The 21,807-nt window shown below is 39.6% G+C and carries 25 protein-coding genes; 6 read left to right on the top strand and 19 right to left on the bottom strand.

The genetic code is table 11. The annotated features are described in order from the left end of the window. The first annotated feature begins 17 nt into the window (after window positions 1-17). Complete coding sequence (gene fni, locus LPAF129_RS00325; protein ID WP_244053861.1) at window positions 18-1,046, top strand: type 2 isopentenyl-diphosphate Delta-isomerase; 1,029 nt, start codon at window positions 18-20, stop codon at window positions 1,044-1,046. 93 nt (window positions 1,047-1,139) lie between these two features. Here fni and LPAF129_RS00320 read toward each other — a convergent pair whose 3' ends face one another. From LPAF129_RS00320 to LPAF129_RS00305, 4 genes are read right to left on the bottom strand one after another with little or no spacing between them, the layout of a single operon-like run. Beyond that, the gene (locus LPAF129_RS00320; RefSeq protein ID WP_244053858.1) at window positions 1,140-2,531 is read right to left on the bottom strand and encodes an RsmF rRNA methyltransferase first C-terminal domain-containing protein; all 1,392 of its coding nucleotides are present in this window, start codon (window positions 2,529-2,531) and stop codon (window positions 1,140-1,142) included. Beyond that, a complete protein-coding gene (locus LPAF129_RS00315; protein WP_244053856.1) occupies window positions 2,528-3,499 on the bottom strand; it encodes an ABC transporter permease in 972 nt (323 codons plus the stop codon). Before LPAF129_RS00315 ends, LPAF129_RS00320 begins: the two co-directional genes overlap by 4 nt. A gap of 22 nt (window positions 3,500-3,521) precedes the next feature. Continuing rightward, the gene (locus LPAF129_RS00310) at window positions 3,522-3,848 is read right to left on the bottom strand and encodes a metal-sulfur cluster assembly factor (protein ID WP_244053854.1); all 327 of its coding nucleotides are present in this window, start codon (window positions 3,846-3,848) and stop codon (window positions 3,522-3,524) included. Window positions 3,849-3,865: 17 nt separating this feature from the next. Then, window positions 3,866-4,618, bottom strand: a complete 753-nt coding sequence (locus LPAF129_RS00305) for an alpha/beta fold hydrolase (protein ID WP_244053851.1) — start codon at window positions 4,616-4,618, stop codon at window positions 3,866-3,868. 187 nt (window positions 4,619-4,805) lie between these two features. Here LPAF129_RS00305 and LPAF129_RS00300 point away from each other — a divergent pair, with 187 nt between their 5' ends. After that, window positions 4,806-5,618 (top strand): Cof-type HAD-IIB family hydrolase, encoded by an 813-nt coding sequence (locus tag LPAF129_RS00300; RefSeq protein WP_244053849.1) that lies wholly within the window; start codon window positions 4,806-4,808, stop codon window positions 5,616-5,618. 62 nt (window positions 5,619-5,680) lie between these two features. Here LPAF129_RS00300 and lysA read toward each other — a convergent pair whose 3' ends face one another. Next, window positions 5,681-6,973 carry a diaminopimelate decarboxylase gene (lysA, locus tag LPAF129_RS00295; protein WP_244053847.1) on the bottom strand — a complete coding sequence of 431 codons (1,293 nt, stop codon included), beginning with the start codon at window positions 6,971-6,973 and terminating at the stop codon, window positions 5,681-5,683. A gap of 217 nt (window positions 6,974-7,190) precedes the next feature. On the opposite strand from lysA, the gene LPAF129_RS00290 reads away from it, so the two are divergent. Together LPAF129_RS00290 and LPAF129_RS00285 are read left to right on the top strand one after the other, a co-directional pair. Then, window positions 7,191-8,621 carry a C69 family dipeptidase gene (locus LPAF129_RS00290; RefSeq protein WP_244053845.1) on the top strand — a complete coding sequence of 477 codons (1,431 nt, stop codon included), beginning with the start codon at window positions 7,191-7,193 and terminating at the stop codon, window positions 8,619-8,621. A 23-nt stretch (window positions 8,622-8,644) separates the two neighbouring features. Then, window positions 8,645-9,643, top strand: coding sequence for an MBL fold metallo-hydrolase (locus LPAF129_RS00285; RefSeq protein WP_244053843.1), 999 nt, complete (start codon window positions 8,645-8,647; stop codon window positions 9,641-9,643). 167 nt (window positions 9,644-9,810) lie between these two features. Here the strand turns inward: LPAF129_RS00285 and tsf are convergent, their stop codons facing one another. The 4 genes from tsf to LPAF129_RS00265 form a co-directional block, all read right to left on the bottom strand. Then, a complete protein-coding gene (gene tsf, locus LPAF129_RS00280; protein WP_244053840.1) occupies window positions 9,811-10,686 on the bottom strand; it encodes a translation elongation factor Ts in 876 nt (291 codons plus the stop codon). Between the two features lie 108 nt (window positions 10,687-10,794). Beyond that, window positions 10,795-11,592 (bottom strand): 30S ribosomal protein S2, encoded by a 798-nt coding sequence (gene rpsB, locus LPAF129_RS00275; RefSeq protein ID WP_244053837.1) that lies wholly within the window; start codon window positions 11,590-11,592, stop codon window positions 10,795-10,797. 208 nt (window positions 11,593-11,800) lie between these two features. Continuing rightward, entirely contained in the window at window positions 11,801-12,088 is a 288-nt protein-coding gene (locus tag LPAF129_RS00270; protein ID WP_244053835.1) for a GIY-YIG nuclease family protein, read from the bottom strand. Continuing rightward, on the bottom strand, window positions 12,075-12,833 hold the full coding sequence (locus tag LPAF129_RS00265; protein ID WP_244053833.1) for a tRNA1(Val) (adenine(37)-N6)-methyltransferase: 759 nt from the start codon (window positions 12,831-12,833) through the stop codon (window positions 12,075-12,077). The genes LPAF129_RS00270 and LPAF129_RS00265 overlap by 14 nt, the downstream gene beginning before the upstream one ends. A gap of 97 nt (window positions 12,834-12,930) precedes the next feature. On the opposite strand from LPAF129_RS00265, the gene LPAF129_RS00260 reads away from it, so the two are divergent. Further along, window positions 12,931-13,563 carry a lysophospholipid acyltransferase family protein gene (locus LPAF129_RS00260; protein ID WP_244053830.1) on the top strand — a complete coding sequence of 211 codons (633 nt, stop codon included), beginning with the start codon at window positions 12,931-12,933 and terminating at the stop codon, window positions 13,561-13,563. Window positions 13,564-13,615: 52 nt separating this feature from the next. On the opposite strand, the gene LPAF129_RS00255 is transcribed toward LPAF129_RS00260, so the two are convergent. Together LPAF129_RS00255 and LPAF129_RS00250 are read right to left on the bottom strand one after the other, a co-directional pair. Beyond that, window positions 13,616-13,843 carry a YneF family protein gene (locus tag LPAF129_RS00255; protein ID WP_244053828.1) on the bottom strand — a complete coding sequence of 76 codons (228 nt, stop codon included), beginning with the start codon at window positions 13,841-13,843 and terminating at the stop codon, window positions 13,616-13,618. Window positions 13,844-13,966: 123 nt separating this feature from the next. After that, entirely contained in the window at window positions 13,967-14,215 is a 249-nt protein-coding gene (locus LPAF129_RS00250; RefSeq protein WP_244053826.1) for a DUF896 domain-containing protein, read from the bottom strand. A 162-nt stretch (window positions 14,216-14,377) separates the two neighbouring features. Here LPAF129_RS00250 and lexA point away from each other — a divergent pair, with 162 nt between their 5' ends. Beyond that, window positions 14,378-15,004 carry a transcriptional repressor LexA gene (gene lexA, locus LPAF129_RS00245; RefSeq protein WP_244053824.1) on the top strand — a complete coding sequence of 209 codons (627 nt, stop codon included), beginning with the start codon at window positions 14,378-14,380 and terminating at the stop codon, window positions 15,002-15,004. A gap of 45 nt (window positions 15,005-15,049) precedes the next feature. On the opposite strand, the gene recN is transcribed toward lexA, so the two are convergent. The 8 genes from recN to LPAF129_RS00205 all read right to left on the bottom strand — a co-directional run bounded on the left by recN (window position 15,050) and on the right by LPAF129_RS00205 (window position 21,798). Further along, a complete protein-coding gene (gene recN / locus LPAF129_RS00240; RefSeq protein ID WP_244053822.1) occupies window positions 15,050-16,735 on the bottom strand; it encodes a DNA repair protein RecN in 1,686 nt (561 codons plus the stop codon). Window positions 16,736-16,776: 41 nt separating this feature from the next. Beyond that, a complete protein-coding gene (locus tag LPAF129_RS00235; RefSeq protein ID WP_244053820.1) occupies window positions 16,777-17,250 on the bottom strand; it encodes an arginine repressor in 474 nt (157 codons plus the stop codon). 46 nt (window positions 17,251-17,296) lie between these two features. Next, window positions 17,297-18,124: a TlyA family RNA methyltransferase gene (locus LPAF129_RS00230; protein WP_244053817.1), complete on the bottom strand. Its 828-nt coding sequence runs from the start codon at window positions 18,122-18,124 to the stop codon at window positions 17,297-17,299. Between the two features lie 10 nt (window positions 18,125-18,134). After that, on the bottom strand, window positions 18,135-19,022 hold the full coding sequence (locus tag LPAF129_RS00225) for a polyprenyl synthetase family protein (RefSeq protein WP_244053816.1): 888 nt from the start codon (window positions 19,020-19,022) through the stop codon (window positions 18,135-18,137). Continuing rightward, window positions 19,015-19,257, bottom strand: coding sequence for an exodeoxyribonuclease VII small subunit (locus tag LPAF129_RS00220; RefSeq protein WP_244053813.1), 243 nt, complete (start codon window positions 19,255-19,257; stop codon window positions 19,015-19,017). Before LPAF129_RS00220 ends, LPAF129_RS00225 begins: the two co-directional genes overlap by 8 nt. Continuing rightward, on the bottom strand, window positions 19,250-20,596 hold the full coding sequence (gene xseA, locus LPAF129_RS00215) for an exodeoxyribonuclease VII large subunit (RefSeq protein WP_244053810.1): 1,347 nt from the start codon (window positions 20,594-20,596) through the stop codon (window positions 19,250-19,252). Before xseA ends, LPAF129_RS00220 begins: the two co-directional genes overlap by 8 nt. A gap of 367 nt (window positions 20,597-20,963) precedes the next feature. Beyond that, entirely contained in the window at window positions 20,964-21,365 is a 402-nt protein-coding gene (gene nusB / locus LPAF129_RS00210) for a transcription antitermination factor NusB (protein ID WP_244053806.1), read from the bottom strand. Window position 21,366: 1 nt separating this feature from the next. Beyond that, window positions 21,367-21,798 (bottom strand): Asp23/Gls24 family envelope stress response protein, encoded by a 432-nt coding sequence (locus tag LPAF129_RS00205; protein WP_244053804.1) that lies wholly within the window; start codon window positions 21,796-21,798, stop codon window positions 21,367-21,369. Window positions 21,799-21,807 lie beyond the last annotated feature (9 nt).

Genomic DNA, 21,807 nt, shown 5'->3' with positions numbered 1-21,807 from the left:
CTGAAAGGAGATTTAACATGAATATTCAGGCCCACCGAAAAGATGAGCATGTTATTATTGCCGAAAAACAGTATCAAGAAAATGCCCAAACTGACCTGAATGAGGTTCAATTAATGTTTGATAGCCTACCAGAATTAGCCTTAGACGAAATTGACATCTCAACTAAGTTAGCAAATTATCCAATTGCAGCTCCTTTCTTTATTAATGCAATGACAGGCGGCAGTCCAGAAACCGGCAAATTAAACGCCCGCTTGGCTAAAATCGCCGCCGCAAATGGTCTTGCGCTAGCAACTGGATCTCAAAGCGTCGCTCTGGCCGATTCAACTGCTGTCTCTTCCTTTCAGGTTGTGCGGCAAAATGATCCGACTGGGATGATTTTAGCGAACTTAGGAGCCTCACACGGCCTTGATCACGCGTTAAAGGCAATCGCTATGACGAATGCTCAAGCGCTAGAAATTCATCTGAACCCCGCACAGGAACTTGTCATGCCTGAAGGTGACCGCTCGTTTTATTGGTTAGAAAACCTTAAGCAGTTAGTTGACGAATGTCCAGTTCCGGTTATTGTCAAAGAAGTCGGCATGGGTTTAACACCAAAGACATTAAATAAATTGCAACAAATCGGTGTCAAATATGTTGATCTAGCTGGCCATGGCGGTACCAATTTTGTCACGATCGAAAATCAACGCCGCCATCGAAAAGAATATTCTTTCATGGCGGATAGCGGATTAAGCACGGCTAAATCTTTACTTGCAGTCCAAGCATACCGGGAGAACTTTTCAATTACAGCTTCTGGCGGTATTAGAAATGCTTTGGATATTGTGAAATGTTTAGTACTTGGTGCAGATAACGTGGGGATCTCTGGCCTATTCCTACATACTTTGATCAAACAAGGTGACGCAGGATTGGATCAATTAATTAAAGACTTAAAAATTGAAGTTGCTAAAATCATGTTATTACTAGGCTGTCGCTCGATCAGCGACTTGCACCATGAAAACGTCTTTTTATCTGAAAAGCTGCTTGCCTTCCAGCAACAGCTCACACATTAGTTGTAGTACACAAAAAGGCTAACTCTCTGAATTTAATTTCAGAAAGTTAGCCTTTTTATGTGGCGTTATTATAGCTTATTTTGTATAATACAATTAAAGCGGTTCTTTTAAAAATCGCAGTCCCTTCGGGAAGAAGTTTTTAACAGTTTGACCAACGACCTTACCAAAAGCAAATGGTTTATCTTCACAAATTAGTAATGCCCATCCTTTCGGTGCCTGTTCTGTTAACTGGACAGTGTCCCCATGAACATATGCTGCCCACTGCTCATGTGAAAATTCAAGGGTCTGTTGATAATCATCAGGATGCAACGCTAACGCCAATGTATATGACGGTTCAAATCTTTTCTTTTTAAATTCCCCTAATAACAACCCTGGACGCATAAATTTCAATTTTGAAAGGTCAGGCCAATCATGCCGATAAAAATACAAATGATCTCCATATGAACGTAAATCAGCATGTGAGAACTGAAATTTTGCAGCTAAGTTTTGAGCAAAATCATTCCATAACTCCCATTGGTCTGCGGTCAGGCCATGCTTGACCGTTTTTTTCTTACCCTTCTTCTTTTTCTTGGGCTCATTTGAAGCGCTTGCCGGTTGCCGATTATCAGTTAACTTAGCAACAAAGTGTCCATCACCACGAAAATGATGAGGCCATAACCGCACTGTTTTGGCTAAACTTGGTTCGCCATTCGCAAATTCAGGACGGCCCTGATCCATTCCCTGTGAACGTGGAATCTCTGCCACTTGCAGGCTTGGATATGTTTCTAAGAGCCAAGCAATAATTTGTTCATCTTCTTCTGGAGCAAAGGTACAAGTTGAATAAATCAAACTCCCGCCTGGAGCCAACATTTCTAAAGCAGAAGTCAGGATTTCTCGTTGTCGCACGGAACATTGATGCGGATACTCTTCATTCCAATACGAAACCGCCTGATGATCTTTGCGGAACATTCCTTCTCCAGAGCACGGAGCATCAACCAAGATTTGATCAAAGTATTGGGAAAATGATTCTGCTAGTTTAGCAGGTGTTTCATTCAAAACCACGACATTACGCGCACCAATTCGTTCAACATTTTCTGCCAGAATTTTAGCACGCGAATGGCTGATTTCATTTGAGACTAATAGGCCATCGTTATCCATCGCTGAGGCAACCTGTGTCGATTTTCCGCCTGGAGCAGCACAAAGGTCCAAGATCTTACTTCCTGCCCTAACATCAACGTTTTCTGCGACATACATTGCACTTAAATCTTGACTATACACATAGCCGCTTTGATGTTCTAATGAACGACCGCTAACAGTTCCATAATAGCCGCTTTTTGTATATTCAACGGGATCTGTCAACGGATACTGAACCTGCCTAAACTGGTTTTTTAAGGGATTGATCCGAAAACCTTTCTCAGAAGGCTGATCAAAACTAGCTAGAAAAGTTGGTGCCTCATCACCTAGTAATTTTGTATACTTTTCGATAAACTCTTGTGGTAATTTCATTTAATTTTTTTAATACTCCTTCTAACACAAAGATTAAACAATAGACTTACTATGGCGAAGCCCACACCTAAATACGTGATCAACGCTCCATAATCCTGTAAACTAAACGTTAATGCACCGATCAAACTCCCGCCCAGCAAGCCTAAGACGCTAAAGAGGGAAAAACTTTGCCATTCACTCAGTGCTAATTGAGCTGAACGTAATCCAGCCCGTAAGGCCTCTTGATATAACTGACGGGATGAAACGATCCACAAGCCGATTTCAAGTAACATTACCGCAAAAATTGCCAGTAAGCCAATCAGTTCAAACCAGTGGCTGGTCATCCATTCCCAGCGTGACATCACAAATTGATTAGCATGGATCTTCACCAATTTTTTTAATGGTAATGTCTGTTTCAAGACCTGTGCCGCTAATTTTTGATCACCATCGATCATCACATCATAATCCTGGACCTTCATTGTCGCTAATTTGCTCTGAGAAGGTGCAATAAAAATCTGCTGGTCTAAATTCGACGGAATTTTTTCTCCCATCACACCAATCACCGGAATATACCTATTATTTAATTTCAAATATTGTTGGTCTTTGGGCTGATAAAGTTGTGGCGCCAGCTTTTGACCAACCACAGCCACACTTAGATCGGATTTAAAATCGTTTTTAGAAAAAAAGTTGCCCGATACCAACGGCGGCGTCGCAAATGATCCTTTGCCGAAAAAGTATGTGATCTTTTTCGTACCACGCGGACGGTAATGCACTTGAACATCTTTGATCTCCGCAGAATCATTTAGTCGCTGATCAATTTCTTTAGCTGTTAGGTTTTCTTTAAATTCTACCCGATAAGTATCTAATGATAAATTATGATTATTCAACTTGATCACTACGTCACGTTGTTGAATTTCTAAGAAAATAAAGACCGCCAAAAAAGCCAAACAGAAATTTAAAATTGTTAAAATTGCTCTATTTCTAAACAATGCTGCAAACTCCTTTGTAAATTTAGTGGATGCCCAGCGCCATCTTAGCATAGCGTGTCATACGGTCAACGGTCCATTCTGGCTCCCAAATAAAATCAACATCGACTGTGCTAATTTCAGGAACATCTTTTAGCGCAGCTTCTACCATATCTGCGAGTATATTAGTTAACGGACAACCAATTGTCGTTAAAGTCATCTCGATCAGACAATTACCATCAGTTTGCAGATCAACATTGTAAATCAGTCCCAAGTTAACAATGTCAATATTTAGCTCTGGGTCGATCACCGTTTGTAACCGTCCCAAGATATCTTCTTTAATTTCTGTGGTGGTTCTAGCTTGCTCTGCCATTAACTTCGTCTCCTCACCTATTTGAGATACTGTTGGAAATTCTGAACCATTTCTTCAGTAACTGCGTAAGATAGCTTATGTTGTGCACCCGCACTCAGGTGCAAACTAACTTTTTGTGTCTCAACTTGCTTTGATGCAGTTGCACAAAACTCCTGCGTCATTTTGCATGGAACTTGGTCATCAGCATCACCATGCCAAAAATGAAGTGGCCGACCGGCTAGCTTTTCTGGATGTAAAGCGAGATCATACGCAGCTACCCCACTAAGCTGCTGGTCAATAAATTCAGGCGTCAAACGGTCATCGGCTGGTAAGGCCTGCAATAAAGTTTGTGCAAACTCAACTGGATGTGGTGTTCCGGAAATTACTACTCCACCGGTAATTTGTGGATAAGCCGCCATTAACATACAGGTCGTGATCCCGCCCATCGAAAAACCGCCGACACCGATCTGGTCATCTTTAATTAAATCCTTTTTTTGATAAAAATCAACTAACTGCGGAAATTCAGTCACAGACTTAAAAATGATTTCCCAAAATGAAAGAACATGTTCACGCACTTCACCCTCAGCTCGAACGCCATGGTACAATGCTTCTGGTAAAAGTACCCGATAACCCTTCTTCGCTAATTCATACCCTTGCGTCAAGACTACTTCTTTACAGTTTGTCCAACCATGATAAAAAATAATCAACGGTAGCTTGTCATTCATCAGGTTCTCATCAATAACTTCTAGTACAGGTAAACCATTTGGTTGCTTTTCACTAACAGTGATCATTTCTAAAACCCCTCCATTTTCAATAGTTAAATTATACATTAAAGGCTCTAAATTGTACATTTTCATCCGGATCACGCTAAGATCCACTAACTAAAGGTTGGTCATTTATTTTATCTCTTTGGGAGTTACCGGGTTTATGGTACAATTGTTGTTAACTATTATTTACAATTCTTAGGGGGCTAGACCGATGAACCGAAAACTGATTTCTTTAGACTTAGATGGCACGACCTTAAATTCTGCCAGTCAAATTTCAGAAAACACAAAAAGAACTTTACAAAAAGCTGCTGCAGCCGGCCATATCGTTTCAATCGTGACTGGTCGTTCAGACCGAATGGCAGTTAATTATTACGATGAATTAGGCTTAACCACACCAATGATCAATTTTAACGGGGCCTTAGGTCATTTGCCTCACCAAGACTGGGACGAAGCATATGAAATCACCTTTCAAAAAGAAATTGTCCTAGATATTTTAAAATCAAAGGCTAGTTTGGGAATTGAACTCATCGCTGCTGAAGGGCGCGGACTAAAGCTGACCGACTCAACAGACAGTGCAATTTCACCTTTCTTTCCGGCAGCATCTCGATCACAGGAAGTTTTGAATCGGTTGAATTTAACCCAAGACCCTTCCGCGATCACTATGTTGGTTGATCCTGCTAAAAAAGCAGAAATCACCCGTCGATTACAGCAGGAATATGATTCAGCCGTAACTGTCAGTGTCTGGGGCGGTGCTGCTCCTGTTCTTGAATTATCACCAAAAAATGTCACTAAAAAAGTCGGCTTAAAGTTTTTAGCAAACCATTATCACATTGACCGCCAAGATATTCTGGCTTTTGGTGACGAACAAAATGACATTGAAATGTTGAAATACGCAGGTACAGGGATCGCGATGCAAAATGCTTCCCCTTGGATCAAAGATTTTGCCAACGAAGTCACAGCGCTTGATAATGATCACGATGGCATTGCCCAGTATTTAACAGAACATTTGGACCTTGCTGAATAACTAAACTAAAAAAAAATGCAAACTATTTCCCAGTTGATTTTGGGAAGAGTTTGCATTTTTTATTAATCCACTTCTAAAGACAACATATCAGCATATGTTTCACGCTTCAAAACCAATTTGTCATGTCCTGATTCGCAAAATACCACTGGTGGACGACCATTTCGGTTATAATTAGAAGCCATCGAATACCCATATGCTCCGGTGGACGTGATAGCTAACACATCCCCCGCCTGCACTGCCGGTAATTTTTGCTGCTTGACCAAAACGTCACCCGATTCACAATATTTTCCCACAATTGTCGCCACTTGGGTCGCTTTTTCCTGCAGATTTTTAGCCAAATAAGCACTATATTGTGCTCCATACAAAGCCGGCCGGATATTATCTCCCATTCCACCGTCGACCGCAACAAAATTACAAATTCCAGGCACTGTTTTAGTTGAACCAACCGTATATAGTGTGGTACCGGCTTCTCCAACTAGAGAACGTCCGGGTTCGATCCAAATTTCAGGAAGCTGCAAGTGTTTTTTCTGAGCCTCCTGTTGGACAGTTGTGATAATGGCACTGACAAACTCTGCAGGTTTAAGCGGTTGATCAGCTGTGATGTACTTAATACCGAAGCCGCCCCCTAGATTAAGGATCTGCGCTTCAAAAGCATATTTTTCCTGCCACCGTTGTAACACATCAATCATTTTTGCAGCTGCCATTTGAAAACCGGCAATCGCGAAAATTTGTGAACCAATATGGCAATGGACACCGATCACTTGTAAATACTTGGAGTGTAATAGCTGCTTTAATGCCTGCTCTGCTTGCCCTGAATCGAGGTCAAAGCCAAACTTAGAGTTAGATTGTCCCGTAGCAATATATTGGTGAGTCTCAGCCTCAATCCCTGGGGCCACACGTAGACTAACTTTCACAGTCCGCTGCTGTGCCTCACAAATTTTTTCCAAAAGTTCAATTTCATAAAAATTATCAACTACAATACAACCAATTCCTTGTGAAATTGCCTCTGCTAGTTCAGCTGGTGTTTTATTATTACCGTGAAATTCAATCATAGCCGGGGAGATCCCGCCTCTTAGAGCGGCGTACAATTCACCACCAGAAACTACATCGCAGCCTACACCTTCATTTGCCAGTAAGCGATACATTGCTAAAGATGAAAATGCCTTACTAGCATAAACGATGCGATACTTAATTCCTGCCCGAATAAAAGCCTCTCTAAATGACTGAATTTGTTGTTTAATGGCCCCAACATCATAGGCTATCAGCGGCGTACCATAATTAGCTGCTAATTTTAATGCATTCACTCCGCCAACTTGGAGTTGTTCTTCTGTCTTACTGGTTGACTCTTTTGACAAATCAAACCCTCCCACTCGTCTTCAAAAATTGTTTTTTAATTTGTTAATTGGTATCATACTGAATTTTCATTTAAAAAGCAATCATCGTTTAGCACGCTTTTTGCATAAAAATAAGTCTTACTCTACCGCAATTTTAAATAAATATGCTAAAATTGACTTACCTATATGTTGTGAGCTTTCTCAAAACTCTCGAACTATTTATTAAAGGAGACTAGCAATGCCATTTAACAACGATGATTTTTCAGCATGTACCAGTATTTTAGCTGGTAAAAAAGCCACGATCGACGGCTCAACTATTATTGCCCGCAATGAAGATTCTAAAAGTGCTTGGCCAAAGCACTTACGCATTCATGCTCACCAAGAGTTTGAACAAGCACCAGAATTTGTTTCACCAGACAATGGATTTAAACTAACTCTGCCAAAAATTCAGGGTAAGTACACAGCCACACCTGAATGGACTGACAAGTTTGGTGTCTTTGAAGAAGACGGTATTAACGAGTACGGTGTCGCAATGAGTGCGACCGAAAGTGCCTACGCTAATGAACGAGTCTTAAGTTTTGACCCGCTCGTTAAAGACGGTATCAGCGAAGAAGCAATGTTAACTGTCGTTTTGCCTTATATCCACACTGCTCGTGAAGGTGTGGCACGTTTAGGCAAAATTATTGAAGAATATGGTACAAGTGAAAGCAACGGTATTTTATTTTCTGACCAAGATGAAGTCTGGTATCTAGAAACCGGGAGTGGTCATCAGTGGGTCGCTCAAAGAATTCCTGACGACTCTTATGCTGTTGTGGCCAATCAGCTAGCGATTCAAGAAATTAATTTTGACCAGCCTGATGATTTCATGTTTGCCACCAATATCCAGCAATTTGTAGCGGAAAATCACTTGAACCCACAACCACAAGGGTTTAACTTTAGAAATATTTTTGGTACCCATGATTTATCAGACGAGATCTATAGCACTCCACGCGTTTGGTATGGTCAAAAAATCTTTAACCCAGAAATTCAGCAAGAGCCAATGAATCAAGAACTGCCATTTATTCGCAAAGCTAACCGTTTATTAGGCTTAGACGATTTTAAATATGTTTTAGCTTCTCATTTTCAAGATACACCCTATGATCCTTTAGGCTTTGGAACTGAAGCACAAAAGCATAAATTCCGCCCAATTAGTTTAGCGAAAACTCAAGAATCTCATATTTTACAGATCCGTCAAGACTTGCCAACAGAGATTGCTGGCCTACACTGGTTAGCAATGGGTGTGACAGCCGAAAGTATTTTTATTCCGATTTATGCCGGCACGACTGACGTCCATCCAGCCTATAAAGTCGGCCAGCAAAAGTATAGTCCTGATTCAGCCTACTGGGTTTACAAATTAGCGGGTGTCTTGGTAGATGGTCATTATACCGAACTCCAAGGCTTTTTAAAGGATACGCAAAAAGAGACTAATGTTGCATTAGGTCATTTGTTACACGCCAGTGACAAAGAGGCACTAAAACTATCCGGTGAGAAACGTACAGAATATTTAACGCAACAAAGCATTGCCTTCCAACAATTAGGCCTAGACAACATGCAGCAGTTAATTAGTAATTTAGTCACAGAATCTACTGATATGTCAGTTTTGAACTTTAAAACCGACGCAAATCTTTAACATTTACAAAGGAGGTTGATTGTTTGTCTAACAATTACCTAACTTTAAGTAGTCAAGAAACAACTGTGATTTGTGATCCAGTCTTTAGTGAACATGATCCTTTGGCAGCACATGATTATGTGATTTTAACTCACCTTGATAATGATGCTTTAGATTTTTTAGCCGATTATGACGAACAAAAAAACGTTTATGTGTCTTTTGAATTCTATAAATTAATTCAAAAACTGATCGCCGTTAAATTATTAGCTGAAACTCAAGTCCAGTTAAAAATAATTCCTTATCAATATCCACTAACACTTGGTGACATTCGCCTAACAGCTTTTCCAAACGACGATGGTCAATTTGGCAGTTTTGCCTTGTTAGCTACAGGGCCAGAAAAAACAGTTGGTTATTGTGATGCAGTCTATACCCATGGTAATCATAATAAACGGATCAAACGTTGGAAAAAAATTTTCCAGCAAAGTCAGCTAGATATTCTAGTTTTAGGTTCAAAAATTTCACCTTTAACTAAAAATCAAAATGCATTAAGTGAAAACGGCATGCAAGAAATGCTGACAAAATTCATCACTAAAAACAATGCAAATGCTCCGTTAACAGCTTTGTTATCGCCTTTTAATCCGGAACGACTCTATCGTTACGATAAAACTGCTAAGTTAAACCAGACCCCAATTATTTGGAATAAAAATTATTTACAGTTGCTGCAGGCATTTTATCCGTATGCTGAGTTTTACGGAGCTGAAAATTTGCCACTGACAAGTAAAAGTGCACTAGTTCAAAGCGAACAAAGACACCAATTAGCAGCGAACAAAATTTTTACTGACCCGGCAGTTTTACATCCAGAAGCCATCTCGATCACAGGATTAATTTATCAAAAACAGCTTTGTGCTCTATCACAAAGTGAGCTGCATGACTTCACCGAATATTTAGCTGCAGACCAGGTGATTATGAAAGAAGATCGGAGTCTGAATCAAAACCATTTGATTCCACAAAAATGGCTGCAATCACTCGCATTAACAATCTAAAAAATTAGTCCGATTAGCGTCGTTCACCAATTAAGTGACCGGCGCTTTTTATTTGGATCAAAAAAATACTCCAGCTGTTTTTCAACAACCAGAGTATCTCTCGCTTACATTAACTAACCTGAAATAGCACCACGAGGTCTACTTCCAAATTACCTAACGTAAACTAATTATTTAATTTGTGACATAACGTCAGCAGCAAAGTCTTCTTGTTTCTTTTCCATGCCTTCGCCGACTTCGTAGCGAACGAAGCTCTTAACTGAACCATTCTTAGAAGCAACGTACTTGCCAACTGTTTGATCAGAATCTTTAACAAAGTCTTGGTCATCCAAAGTAATTTCAGCAAAGTACTTGTTCAAACGGCCAGTAACCATCTTTTCGATGATTTTTTCAGGCTTACCTTCGTTCTTAGCTTCTTCAGTCAAAACTTCTTTTTCATGAGCAACTTGTTCTGCAGGAACTTGTTCACGAGTAACGAAAGTTGGGTTGATAGCTGCAACGTGCATTGCTACATCTTTAGCAGTTGCTTCATCAGCGCCTTCAAGGACAACCAATGATGCAATTGAACCACCCATGTGCAAGTATGCACCAAAGTTGTCGCCGTCTTCTTTTGTAACTAATTCAAAACGACGCAAGCTGATTTTTTCACCAATAACTTGAGTAGCTTCAATCAAGTCATCGTTCAAAGTTCCCTTGTCTGTTGCAACTTTCAAAGCAGCTTCAACATCAGCAGGTTTCTTATCTAAGATAACTTCACCAATGTGCTTAACAAGATCTTTAAATTGGGCATTTTGAGCAACGAAGTCAGTTTCAGCGTTAACTTCAACGATTACTGCAGAGTTACCGGAAATAATCACGTTAGCTAAACCTTCAGCTGCAATACGGTCGCTCTTCTTAGCAGCTTTAGCCATACCTTTTTCACGCAAAAAGTCAATTGCTTTTTCGAAGTCGCCTTCAGTAGCAACCAATGCCTTTTTAGCGTCCATCATACCAACACCTGTTTTGTCGCGTAATTCTTTAACTTGGGAAGCAGAAATCTTTGCCATAACTCAATGGCCTCCTTAATAATATTTATAATAACTTTGATTTAAAAAACTGCCTCAGACCATCAGGCAAACTTACCCTACATCTGAGACAGTCTAAGTTGAAATTAACTATTCAGCATCTTTGTGATCGTTGTTGCCTTCAACAGCTTCAACGATATCTTCGATGGAATCTACTTTTTCATCTTTTTTGCCGAATGTATCTTCGGTAACTTCATCATTTTCTTCGCCTTGGTTTGCTTCAATGACAGCATCAGCCATCTTAGAAGTGATCAAACGAACGGCACGGATCGCATCATCGTTAGAAGGAATCTTAACGTCGATTTCATCTGGGTCAGCGTTTGTATCAACCATAGCAACGATTGGAATGTTCAATTTTTGAGCTTCCTTAACAGCAATTCTTTCTTTGCGTGGGTCAACGATAAAGACAGCATCTGGAATCCGTGGCATATCTTCAATCCCGCCAAGGAATTTTTCAAGTTTTTCCATTTGTTTGGTCAACTTAGCTGCTTCCTTCTTAGGCAAGATTTCAAATGTACCGTCTTCAGACATCTTCTTTAAGTCTTTCAACCGTTTGATACGTGATTGGATCGTGTTCCAGTTAGTCAAAGTTCCACCTAACCAACGATGGTTAACGTAGTATTGGCCCGCACGAGTTGCTTCTTCAGCGATTGAATCTTGTGCTTGCTTCTTTGTACCAACAAACAAAACAACCCCATTGTTTTCGGCTGTTTCTTTCATAAAGTTGTAGGCTTTATCGATTAATTTAACAGTCTTTTGCAAATCGATGATATAGATACCATTACGTTCTGTAAAGATATATTTCTGCATCTTAGGGTTCCAACGACGTGTTTGATGTCCAAAATGAACACCGGCTTCAAGCAATTGCTTCATAGTAATAACTGACATTACTAGTACCTCCGAATATAGTTTTTTTCCTCCTCTGTATTCATTTGATGAGAACTTATTAACTAAGCACTACTCACCCAGCGTACAGAGTGTGAATTGAGTGCCCTCAAAAAGGCACCTTTCTAATTGTAAAGGATTATCTCTCTAATTGCAACGAGTTTTTAGAAATCCGTCGACTTTTAAGCAAATCAAACTATTCAAGATGACATCAATGGTTCACCAGAATATTTGGCTCAACACCATGTTGCTTTAAGTACAGTTCTTTTTTAGCACGACTTTGATGTTTAAAAGCATACTCAGCTTTTAAAGCCGCCGATTTATTGGAAAATTCTTCATGATAAATCATCTTGACTGGTCTGCGGTTACGCGTATATTTAGCCCCTTTGCCTGAATTATGCTGTTCTAAACGTCGTTTCAAGTCAGTCGTAAACCCGCCATATAAGGTCTGATCAGCACATAAACACACGTAAAAAAAATACTGTTTACTCTGTTCCATATAAAACCCGTTTCACCTCTGGTAAATACTCATCCTGCTCATCATAGACCGTCACTGGTGGAATAAACCTTAAACCGCCAGGATTTCCATCCTTAATAGCTTCAATTAACACCATGTTGGCTTCTCGACCTGCCTTAGGATAGACTAAACGAATTCTTTTGGGTACAAGGCGATTTTTTGCCAGTAAACTAAAGATTTCTTGTAACCGTTCTGGTCGATGCACCATATACATTTTGCCGCCCATTTTTAGTAAGCCGCTGATCACCTCAATAATATCAGCTAGCGAAGCTGTGCTTTCATGCCGGGCTAACGCCAGATACGGGTTCGGATTTTTTTTACTCGTCGGTTCATTAGCGAAATATGGTGGATTACAAGTAACTGTATCAACCGAATCCTTATGGAGCTGATGAAAGATATCTTTTAAATCAATGTTTAAAGTGTTCACTTGAGCGGTTAAATCATTGAGCTCAATACTGCGTTTTGCCATGTCAATTAAACGCGGTTGAATTTCAACTTCCGTGATCTGTGCCCGAGTTTTTTTAGTTAAAAATAAACCGACCGCCCCATTGCCAGCACAAAGGTCGACGATTTTACCCCTTTGCTTGAGTACAGGGTGAGCAAAATCTGCCAATAACACAGCATCTAGAGAAAATGAAAACACCTCTGCACTTTGAATAATTTTAATTTCATTCGCATATAACTGATCAATGCGTTCATTTGCCGCTAATTGAATTTCTTTTGTCATTTTTACAACACTTTCTCTCATCAAAACTTGCAACAAGTATCGTACATATGCAATACTATTCTTAATACTAATATTTTTGGAAAGGAATGTCACTAAGATGTTCTACTCATTTATTCGTGTAGTAGCGCGAGTCGTCGTCGCTATTATTAACGGTAATCACCGTTACCTTAACAAAGAAAAACTACCTGAGGGAAACTATATTTTAGTTGGCCCGCATCGCACTTGGTTTGACATGATTTACTTTGCATTAGCCGCTGCTCCAAAACAATTCTGTTTTATGGCGAAGAAAGAGCTATTTACTAATCCAATTTTGCGCTATATTTTAGAACATGCCAACGCTTTTGCAGTTGATCGTGAGCACCCTGGCCCTTCTGCCATCAAAACGCCCGTTAAATGGTTACGCAAGCGGGAACTTTCTTTGATTATGTTTCCATCAGGAACTCGTCATTCAGAAGAAATGAAAGGCGGCGTGACCTTGATTGCCAAATTAGCAGGAGTCCCAATCGTACCAACTGTTTATCAAGGACCACTCAGCTTTAAACAATTGTTTACTCGTAAACGTGTCACAATTGCCTTTGGTGATCCAATCTATGTTGATCGTAAAACCAAAATGACTGATGAATACCAAAATCAATTGCTAAATCAAATGGAACAATCATTTGAAAAATTAGATCAACAAATCGACCCAGATTTTAAATATATCGATGTTTCCAAACATTCAAATAAATGAGGGTAAACAAAAAGTCGGGTGAGCACCCGGCTTTTTTGTTTGACAACTAATCTTACTTTTTCTTACCGTAATTAGCTTTCATTGCTGTCATCATTTGGTTTAGTTTCTTTTCTGAAGGCTTTTGACCCATCTGTAACATCATTTGTCTTAACATCTGTTCATTGATCGGTGGATTCTTTTGTAAATAGCTCTCCATATACTTGCGGGCTGCGAAAAAGCCGCCAACAAGTCCTAAAATCAATGCGATGATGACGATAAAAATCCAAACTGGTGTAGACATCATCAACTACTCCCTTCCTTAACTTTTGCTTACTTAGTTAAGTTTACACAATTGCAAGCTAAAAATAAAGGGGGCATGCTAAAATACCCCATAACTCCTTACAAAAAACGTTCCATTACTTAACTAGTCGTCTCTTAAACCGCGTTTTCTCTGAATATTTTTAACTTTGTCAGGTGTAACTTCCTTACCGTCTTTATCATAAACTTGCAGCATTTCAACTTGACTGCGGAAGTTTTCACGAAACATACTTAAATATGTGGCACGTAGTCTTTTTTGTTCTTCTTGTTCTTTAACAGTTAAACCAGTCGCCTTTTTCTTTTTTGCCAACTCATTAATTCGATCGATTAAATTTTGTGGAATTCCATTATCCATTCCATTACCCCTTTTCACTTAAAAGTTTGCACTTTAGAGTTCAATACTGCTAATCATAAACAATTATTCCAAAAAACTCAAGCTTTTTATCCGAACATTCGTTTGAAATTTACAGTTGTTTATGCTAAGCTTAAACTATAAAAAATGAATGAGGTGTTCGTGATGTCCAAAGTGATCGAAGAACGACAGATCTCCGTGTTAAAATTCATCTACGAATGTGTACATGAGAAAGGTTATCCGCCAACAGTTCGTGAAATCGGCGAAGCTGTCAACCTTTCTTCAACTTCTACTGTTCATGGACACATCGCACGGTTAGAACGACGTGGTTATTTACACAAAGATCCTACTAAACCACGTGCATTAGAAATAACTACAGCTGGTAAAGAAGCTTTAGGAATTAATGAAACGGCAAGTCAGATTCCAGTATTGGGTACTGTCACTGCAGGTAATCCGATTTTAACGGTCCAAGAAACCACTGACTACTTCCCGCTACCTCCTAACTATGATTCTGCACAAGACTTATTTATGTTAACCATTCGTGGTGAAAGTATGATTAACGTTGGTATCTTGGATGGCGACGAAGTCATTGTTAGACAACAACGGTCCGCAGATAACGGTGATATCATCATTGCAATGACGGATGAAAACGAAGCAACCTGTAAAAGATTCTTTAAAGAAGACGGCTATTTCCGTTTACAACCAGAAAACGATACGATGGAGCCAATCATTTTGGATTCCGTCACTGTTTTAGGTAAAGTTGTTGGTCTCTATCGTAATTTCATTAGTTAAAAAACAAGCACTGTCTGTTTGACAGTTGCTTGTTTTTTTTTGTGATCATTTTTTCGAATGTCCCATTTTCAATAATTCAGCCGCATGTTCTCGAGCTAAATCAGTGATTTCTGTACCAGCCAGCATGCGAGCCAACTCTTCGATTCGCGCCGGGGCAGCTAAAGGTTTAACATTCGTTTCTGTCCGTCCCTTTTGCACTTTTTTTGCTACTAAATAATGGTGGTCACTCACAGCAGCAACCTGAGGTAAATGGGTAATACACAAAACCTGTGAACTTTGTGCAATCAAACTGATTTTTTCTGCAATAGCTTGCGCCACACGCCCACTGACTCCTGTATCCACTTCATCAAAGATAATGCTCGTCACACCTTGCCTTTGAGCAAAAATAGTTTTAAGTGCCAGCATGATCCGTGACAATTCTCCACCAGAAGCAATTCGAGCCAATGGCCCCATCGATTCGCCCGGATTAGTTTGGATATAAAACTCGACTTGGTCGATTCCATCACTAGCCAAAGCCTTTTCAAGGTTATTCAAAAATTTTACAGAAAAAACTGCCTTCTCCATATATAGAGCCTTTAGCTCCTTATGAACTGCCTTTTCGAGCTGAACCGCAGCTTTCTGACGTTCGGCTGATAACTTTTCACCTAGTCGTTGACAAGCCTGATATGACTCGTCTAACGCTTGTTGTAATTCGTCAGAATCTGCATCAGTTTGCTGCATATCCTTTAATTCAACATTAATTTTTTGGTAATAGTCTAGAATCTCTGGGATCGAATTGCCATACTTCCGTTTTAGCTGATGAATCTCTTCCAAGCGATGTTCGATCACATCGAGACGATTCTCATCCCATTCCATGGTAGCCAGTTGGTTAGAAATATCATGCACAGAATCTGCCAGGCTATAATATGCATCATCAACATGTTGACTAATTTGACCGAGTTCTTGTGATAAACCAGCCACATGCTGCATTTTTTCCATAATGCTGCCAATTTGCCCTAAGACATCGATATCTTCTCCCGCTAAGAGTTGGTAACTATTTTCGAGCGCATCATGAATAGTCTGATAATTATCAAGTTGTTCTTTTTCTTCACTGAGTTGGTCTTCTTCTCCAACCTTAAGTTGTGCTGTTTCAATTTCATCAACTTGAAATTGCAGCATATCCAACCGTTGTGCCCACTCTTTTTCATTTTTTTCTTTTTTATCTAATGCTGCTTTTTGTCGACGATATTCATGAAAGCTTTGTTGATACTGAGCCTTTAATTTACCGATTTTTTGTTGTGCAAAACTATCCAATAAAACTAAATGTTGTTCTGGACGCATCAACTCCTGATGCTCATTTTGTCCATGAATATCGATCAAAGTCTCACCAATTCGACGCATGTTGGTTAAATTAACTAGTTCCCCGTTCACCCGGCAAATATTATGTCCATTCCGATAGAGTTCTCGCTGTAACACCAAGCCGCTATCATCATAAGTGATCCCGATCTCATCTAAAATCTGATAAGCTTTAGCACCTTCCGGTAAAACAAATAATGCCTGTAACAACGCCTTTTTACGATCCTTGCGAATAAAGTCGCTTGATCCGCGTCCACCCGCGAGCAAACCTAAAGCATCGATCACAATCGACTTACCAGCACCCGTTTCCCCAGTTAAAACCGTCATTTTTGGTTGAAAGTCAATTTGAATTTTATCAATAATCGCAAAATCTTTAATCGTCAAACTACTTAACAAAAGCTTCCACCTCCAACAACATTTTATGTATAGCAGAAGTACTACCTTCTACTTTGTTTTTTAGCATCTATCATTTGCATAATTTTTTCATGCATTTGTAGTGCGTCTTTTTCTGAACGATTGAAAATAATTACTGTATCATCATCACTGATGCATGCAAAAATTTCAGAATACTGCATCTGATCAATTAAACTTGACACAGTCGGTCCATTACCAGGTTGAACTTTTAGCATACACATCTCATGATGGACATCAGAATCAATATAGGCATCTTGGATCGTTTTAGCTAGCTTTACGGATGCATCTACTTCTTTTTCTGATGGTAAAGTATACCGGTAGCTGCCATTACTCAAAGGGACCTTAACTAATTGTAACTGCTTGATATCTCGAGAAATAGTTGCTTGAGTAACTTCAATTCCTCGCTCAGTTAATAAATTTACTAAATCTTCTTGCCGGTAAATAATATTTTCCACTAATAATTGTTTCAGTAATTTATGACGCTCTTGTTTCCTCATGTAGTTTTTACCTCACACTTCGAAAATTTTTGCTTAGTTGCATTAACTAAGACTGTTGTAATAGTGTCTGATGTGCTTGTTTAACCACGGCTTCAGGAGTAACTTTTAACAAGTTTTGTCCTTTTTGTCCAGCTGGACAAGCCACTAAATGGGCAATAAATTCAATGTTGCCTGACCCGCCTGTGATGGGAGAAAAATCAAGGCCACTGACATCATACCCATTTTCTAAAGCAAAGCCCAAAACATCGTTTAGAACTTCTAAATGCGTTTGTTCTTCACGCACGATCCCATGTTTACCAACCTTTTCTCTACCGGCTTCAAATTGCGGTTTGATCAAAGCAACTACATCCTGACCTGTTTGCAAAATTTCATGTAAAGTCGGCAAAATTAGCCGTAATGAGATAAACGAAACGTCAATTGAAGCAAAGTTAGGCTGACCTTTGGTAAAATCAGCTAACTTACTGTAACGGAAATTCGTATTTTCCATTACCACGACCCGTTCATCTTGGCGCAGCTTCCAGACCAATTGGTTGGTCCCCACATCTAGGGCATAACTCAAGCGGGCATGATTTTGCAAGGCAACATCAGTAAAACCGCCAGTAGATGATCCGATATCTAAAACTGCTCGATCTCTTAAATTAATCTTAAAAACTTTTAAAGCTTTAGCTAATTTTAACCCGCCTCGGCTCACATAAGGCATCTTGGTCCCTTTAAAATGCAAGTGGATCTCTGGGTCAATTTTCATGCCGGGTTTATCTAGGCGTTCTTCATTTTCACCTAAAATTTCACCAGCCATGACAGCTCTTTTGGCTTGTTCTCGACTTTCAAACAAGCCTTGTTGTACTAATAACACATCAATACGTTCTTTTTTCATTATCTTTACCTTATATTTTAAAATATCCTAACAATTCTTCAAACAAATCACACTTAATTCCCGTTGCTGCTAACTGTGTTAAATCTGCTCGTGCCTGACTTAAAACTTCAGTTAACTTGTCTTGAGCTCCAGTTAATCCCAGCAAAGTTGGATAAGTATTTTTATTTTCCGCCTCATCTTTATGGACAGCTTTTCCCATCTCTTCTTCGGTAGAAGTAACGTCTAAAATATCATCATAAATCTGAAAGGCTAACCCATATTTCGCGCCAAAATCACTTAAAATTTCTTCTTGTTGAGAAGAAGCAGCCGATAATTGTGCCCCGGCAATAAAAGCATAACGGATCAAGGCACCGGTTTTACCAGCGTGCAACACTTGCAGCTGCGGCAAGGTCAATTGTTGGTGTTCACCTTCAATGTCACGAGCCTGACCATCAACCATCCCCTGCGGCCCAGCAGCATGTGCCAATTCAGCCAATAAAGCTACATTTTTTTCAGCGGGCAATCCTGCCTGTGCTAACCATTCAAAGGCTGCTGTTAATAGTCCATCGCCAGCTAACACCGCTAACGCTTGTCCATAAACCTTGTGATTGGTTGGTTTTCCACGCCGCAGATCATCATTATCCATCTCTGGTAAATCATCATGGATCAACGAATAAGTATGAATAAATTCTAAGCTCCCCGCAACTGCAAACACACTTGCATCGATTTCACGTTCAAAACTAGCACAGGTCGCTAAAATAATCAGTGGGCGAATTCGTTTGCCCCCAGCTTCGACCGAATACAACATCGCATCCTTTAATGTCTGTTGCGCCTGCATGGCAGAAATTTCGTCAGCTAAACATTGGTTTAATTCATGAACTTCAACCTCTTGGAGTTGCTTCAATGTCTTCTTACTCATGATTATCTTGTCCTTGCTCAAATAATTGTTCGTCGCCATTTTCATCAATCACTTTAGCTAACGTTTTTTCGGCATTTTCCAGAGTAGTTTGCAATTTTTGACTTAACTTAACTCCCTCTTGAAATGAAGCTAGAGCTTCTTCAAGTGGAGTTTCACCTTGTTCTAATTTATTTACGATTTTTTCTAAATCAGCTAAATTCTCTTCGAATGTTGGCTGAACTTGTTCATCATTCATTCGTTTTTTCCTCCTTTAACGCTGTTACTTGAGCTTTTGCCACACCATCGGCTAGATGGATCTCAATTTCATCATCGACGTGTAGATCATGTACAGTGCGCATAATCTTGCCAGTTTGACTAACATATGAATACCCACGTCCCATAATTGATAACGGACTTAAGGCATTTAACTGTGCCGTCGTTTGCGCTAAAAGATTCTGGCGCTTAACCAAATACTGGGACATGCTCTTAACTAATAACTTATGCTCATTTAGCACAGTTGCTTTGGCATATTTGATTTGTGGGCGTGGGTCACTGGTTTTTAAGCGACCGTTGGCCTGTAAATATCTTCTCTGTTTGTCAGACAATTGCTGGCGAAATTCTGCCAGTAATTTTGTATTTAAGAAATCCAACTTTTGTAAATAGCCTTCATACAAGCGAGCTGGGGTTTTAAAGATATATGAACCTGTTTGTCGTTGGACCAATTGCTGATCACGTTGAATAATCATTTTGACTGCTTGTAATAATCGTAACCGTTGCTGCGTAATTTTTAAAATCTCATCGGTTAACACTGGAGTTGCCAGTTCAGCCGCTGCCGTTGGAGTGGGCGCACGTAAGTCGGCTACTAGATCCGCAATTGTTGTATCCGTTTCATGACCAACTGAAGAAATCACTGGGATATCTAAAGCAAAAATCGCACGAGCTACTTTTTCTTCGTTAAAAGGCCATAGGTCTTCAATTGACCCACCACCACGTCCGATGATCAACGTATCAAAATCATGATGCAAACTAACCTCTTTCAGACGTCCTACTAACGAATCAGCCGCTTGATCTCCCTGAACAACTGCTGGAAATAAAACGATTTGTGCGATTGGATAACGACGGCGAACGGTGGTAATAATATCACGAATGACTGCACCCGATGGACTAGTAATTACTGCAATCTTCTTAGGAAAGCGGGGTAACGACTTTTTTTCAACCGAAAATAAGCCTTCTGCTGTCAGTTTCTTTTTTAATTGTTCATAGGCTTCATATAAAGCACCAACCCCGTCAGGCTGCATACTTTCAATATTGATTTGATATGTTCCGTTTGGCTCATATAAATCAATTCTCCCTACAACTAAAACCTTCATTCCTTCTTCCGGAGTAAACTTGACTCGTTTAAAGTTGGATTGAAACATGACAGCACTAATTTTAGCGTGGTCATCTTTTAAACTAAAGTACTGGTGTCTAGGACGTAAGCGGAAATTTGAAATTTCACCAGTTAAGAAAACTCTTTGTAAATAAGGATCAACGGTAAACTTTTTGTGTAAATAACGACTCAAGGCCGTAACGGTTAAGTATTTATCTGTCGTCACGTTTTCAATCTCCTCCTGATAAATTCCATATTTTATGATGGCCAGTATTCCACTTCAAGCGCAAACAATCAAGCAAACAAGTCTGTCTTCACATTCTAGTCAACAGCTGTCAAAAAAGTAATGACTAGTTATCACTGAACGTTCTTTTTTCACTACTAATTTGACTCAATTCTTGTCTCTATGTAAAATCACTGTTTGGATCGTCCGTTGATAATATTAGTTTAATTTTATCACATTGACTTGCACAAAACTAATGCAACTCTCAGCATTTTAAAATTCTAGCGTTAATTGTTTTGCAGACACCAAACTTATTTCATCAAAAAAAGCCTGCAGCGGTTATCATTACCACTCAGACTTTTTGATCAACCTAAATTAGGTTGGACAACACACCGTTAATAAAACGACGTGATTGATCATCGCTAAATACCTTAGCAAGTTCCAAAGCTTCGTTGAGCGCAACTCGATTTGGAACCTCATCTTCATACTTAATTTCAAATGCGGCTAATCTTAAAATTAACAAATCAGTCTTATTCAATCGATCCAAGGACCATTTTGAACTCAGATGAGCTGCCAACAAAGTGTCAAGTTCCTTTTGGTGTTCAGTCACACCATTAACCAAAACTCGCATGTACTCAGGAGCTTCTTCTAATTCAAGTTCCTCTTGTGCAATTTGTTGACAAACGTCGACTGGATTCGCATCTAAATTGCTTTGTAATGCAAATAAAGCTTGAAAAGCAGCCTGACGTATTTTTTGCCTTTTTATTGCCATATTACTTTTTGTCCTCTTTTTCTTCTCCAAAAATGTTATTTGGGTCTACTGTTGCTTCAATCTTTTCAGGGACAACGCCTTGAACGTGCACATCGACTGAGGCTAAATTTAAACCAGTCATAAACAAGACCTGTTGGGCAACCTTATCTTGAATTGCGGCAGCAACTTTAGGCACAGAAACACCGTAATTTAAGAAGACATTGATATCAACTTTTAATTCGTTTTGTGCAGCGGCTAACTTAACTCCCTGTTTGCGGTCTTGCCGACCAAATAACTTAGAAAAACTATTTGCGATCGAACCATGCATTGAGTAGACACCTTCAACCTGGCTTGCAGCGATCCCAATGATCACTTCCACAACTTCAGGTGCGATTTTAATTTCCCCAAGGCTCGGTTGACTGCTATTTAAAACAAGATTGTTTTCTTCAGACACGACTAAACC

Source organism: Ligilactobacillus pabuli (assembly GCF_022836475.1).
In the GTDB taxonomy this organism is placed as follows: Bacteria; Bacillota; Bacilli; order Lactobacillales; family Lactobacillaceae; genus Ligilactobacillus; species Ligilactobacillus pabuli.
This window is presented reverse-complemented; position numbering and strand designations above follow the sequence as displayed.